Annotated in this window: 2 tRNA genes and 2 rRNA genes; all 4 read left to right on the forward strand. The window is 54.0% G+C overall.

The features are described from left to right. Positions 1-7 precede the first annotated feature (7 nt). Positions 8-84 (forward strand) — tRNA-Ile (locus tag EV691_RS22805). A 44-nt stretch (positions 85-128) separates the two neighbouring features. Next, positions 129-204: transfer RNA gene (locus tag EV691_RS22810), tRNA-Ala, on the forward strand. Between the two features lie 257 nt (positions 205-461). Next, positions 462-3,353, forward strand: a 23S ribosomal RNA gene (locus EV691_RS22815). Positions 3,354-3,512: 159 nt separating this feature from the next. Next, a 5S ribosomal RNA gene (rrf, locus tag EV691_RS22820) occupies positions 3,513-3,628 on the forward strand. Positions 3,629-3,631: the final 3 nt, after the last annotated feature.

Raw genomic sequence — 3,631 nt, forward strand, 5'->3', positions numbered from 1 at the left:
GACGATTGGGTCTGTAGCTCAGTTGGTTAGAGCGCACCCCTGATAAGGGTGAGGTCGGCAGTTCGAATCTGCCCAGACCCACCAATTGTCAAGGGGCGTGGCCGGTCATGACCTCGAGAGAGGGTAGAGGGGCCATAGCTCAGCTGGGAGAGCGCCTGCTTTGCACGCAGGAGGTCAGGAGTTCGATCCTCCTTGGCTCCACCAACCACTCATCGATCGCTGAAAGCTCAGAAACGAGCATTTCCTGAGGGCAATGGCCCCGGCGAATGCTGATTTCTGGTCTTTGCGCCAGATTCGTTCTTTAAAAATTCGGGTATGTGATAGAAGTAGACTGATCGATTGTTTCACTGCAATCGATGAGGTCAAGGTAAATTTGCGAGTTCAAGCGCGAATTTTCGGCGAATGTCGTCTTCACCCCATCCAGGCAAGGCCGCGAGGCCGCAGATTGCTTGGGGTTATATGGTCAAGTGAAGAAGCGCATACGGTGGATGCCTTGGCAGTCAGAGGCGATGAAAGACGTGGTAGCCTGCGATAAGCTTCGGGGAGTCGGCAAACAGACTGTGATCCGGAGATCTCTGAATGGGGAAACCCACCCAGCACAAGCTGGGTATCTTGTACTGAATCCATAGGTGCAAGAGGCGAACCAGGGGAACTGAAACATCTAAGTACCCTGAGGAAAAGAAATCAACCGAGATTCCCTTAGTAGTGGCGAGCGAACGGGGACTAGCCCTTAAGCTTGCCTGATTCTAGTAGAAGGCTCTGGAAAGTGCCGCCGTAGTGGGTGATAGCCCCGTATACGAAAGGATCTGGCAAGTGAAATCGAGTAGGACGGCGCACGTGAAACGTTGTCTGAACATGGGGGGACCATCCTCCAAGGCTAAATACTCCTGACTGACCGATAGTGAACCAGTACCGTGAGGGAAAGGCGAAAAGAACCCCGGAGAGGGGAGTGAAATAGAACCTGAAACCGTATGCGTACAAGCAGTGGGAGCCCACTTTGTTGGGTGACTGCGTACCTTTTGTATAATGGGTCAGCGACTTATATTCAGTGGCGAGCTTAACCGAATAGGGGAGGCGTAGCGAAAGCGAGTCTTAATAGGGCGTTTAGTCGCTGGGTATAGACCCGAAACCGGGCGATCTATCCATGAGCAGGTTGAAGGTTAGGTAACACTGACTGGAGGACCGAACCGACTCCCGTTGAAAAGGTAGCGGATGACTTGTGGATCGGAGTGAAAGGCTAATCAAGCTCGGAGATAGCTGGTTCTCCTCGAAAGCTATTTAGGTAGCGCCTCGTGTATCACTGCTGGGGGTAGAGCACTGTTTCGGCTAGGGGGTCATCCCGACTTACCAAACCGATGCAAACTCCGAATACCGGCAAGTGTCAGCACGGGAGACACACGGCGGGTGCTAACGTCCGTCGTGAAAAGGGAAACAACCCAGACCGTCAGCTAAGGTCCCAAAGTCCTGGTTAAGTGGGAAACGATGTGGGAAGGCTTAGACAGCTAGGAGGTTGGCTTAGAAGCAGCCACCCTTTAAAGAAAGCGTAATAGCTCACTAGTCGAGTCGGCCTGCGCGGAAGATGTAACGGGGCTCAAACCAGGCACCGAAGCTACGGGTTCATCTTCGGATGAGCGGTAGAGGAGCGTTCTGTAAGCCTGTGAAGGTGAGTCGAGAGGCTTGCTGGAGGTATCAGAAGTGCGAATGCTGACATGAGTAACGACAATGGGTGTGAAAAACACCCACGCCGAAAGACCAAGGGTTCCTGCGCAACGTTAATCGACGCAGGGTGAGTCGGTCCCTAAGGCGAGGCTGAAGAGCGTAGTCGATGGGAAACGGGTTAATATTCCCGTACTTCTGGTTACTGCGATGGGGGGACGGAGAAGGCTAGGCCAGCTTGGCGTTGGTTGTCCAAGTTTAAGGTGGTAGGCCGAACACTTAGGCAAATCCGGGTGTTCAAGGCCGAGAGCTGATGACGAGCCTTCTTTTACGAAGGCGAAGTGGTTGATGCCCTGCTTCCAGGAAAAGCCTCTAAGCTTCAGGTAATCAGGAACCGTACCCCAAACCGACACAGGTGGTTGGGTAGAGAATACCAAGGCGCTTGAGAGAACTCGGGTGAAGGAACTAGGCAAAATGGCACCGTAACTTCGGGAGAAGGTGCGCCGGTGAGGGTGAAGGATTTACTCCATAAGCCCATGCCGGTCGAAGATACCAGGCCGCTGCGACTGTTTATTAAAAACACAGCACTCTGCAAACACGAAAGTGGACGTATAGGGTGTGACGCCTGCCCGGTGCCGGAAGGTTAATTGATGGGGTTAGCGCAAGCGAAGCTCTTGATCGAAGCCCCGGTAAACGGCGGCCGTAACTATAACGGTCCTAAGGTAGCGAAATTCCTTGTCGGGTAAGTTCCGACCTGCACGAATGGCGTAACGATGGCGGCGCTGTCTCCACCCGAGACTCAGTGAAATTGAAATCGCTGTGAAGATGCAGTGTATCCGCGGCTAGACGGAAAGACCCCGTGAACCTTTACTGTAGCTTTGCACTGGACTTTGAGCCTGCTTGTGTAGGATAGGTGGGAGGCTTTGAAGTGGGGACGCCAGTTCCCATGGAGCCATCCTTGAAATACCACCCTGGCATGCTTGAGGTTCTAACTCTGGTCCGTCATCCGGATCGAGGACAGTGTATGGTGGGCAGTTTGACTGGGGCGGTCTCCTCCCAAAGAGTAACGGAGGAGTACGAAGGTGCGCTCAGACCGGTCGGAAATCGGTCGCAGAGTATAAAGGCAAAAGCGCGCTTGACTGCGAGACAGACACGTCGAGCAGGTACGAAAGTAGGTCTTAGTGATCCGGTGGTTCTGTATGGAAGGGCCATCGCTCAACGGATAAAAGGTACTCCGGGGATAACAGGCTGATACCGCCCAAGAGTTCATATCGACGGCGGTGTTTGGCACCTCGATGTCGGCTCATCACATCCTGGGGCTGAAGCCGGTCCCAAGGGTATGGCTGTTCGCCATTTAAAGTGGTACGCGAGCTGGGTTTAGAACGTCGTGAGACAGTTCGGTCCCTATCTGCCGTGGACGTTTGAGATTTGAGAGGGGCTGACCTTAGTACGAGAGGACCGGGTTGGACGAACCTCTGGTGTTCCGGTTGTCACGCCAGTGGCACTGCCGGGTAGCTATGTTCGGAAAAGATAACCGCTGAAAGCATCTAAGCGGGAAACTTGCCTCAAGATGAGATCTCACTGGAGCCTCGAGCTCCCTGAAGGGCCGTCGAAGACTACGACGTTGATAGGTGGGGTGTGTAAGCGTTGTGAGGCGTTGAGCTAACCCATACTAATTGCCCGTGAGGCTTGACCATATAACACCCAAACAATCTGGCCGACCGGAAGGATCGGCACAGCGGGTGAGGTCGAAGCCGACTGAACCGAAAATCCGGCTGAACCGCAAAGCCACCGAGACACAGACATCACATGCCCGATTCGGGATGGCGCCGCACCGCGACATCCCAACCGAATTGCTTGACGACCATAGAGCGTTGGAACCACCTGATCCCATCCCGAACTCAGCAGTGAAACGACGCATCGCCGATGGTAGTGTGGGGTTTCCCCATGCGAGAGTAGGTCATCGTCAAGCGCC

This window comes from Azotobacter chroococcum (assembly GCF_004339665.1).
Lineage (GTDB): Bacteria > Pseudomonadota > Gammaproteobacteria > Pseudomonadales > Pseudomonadaceae > Azotobacter > Azotobacter chroococcum.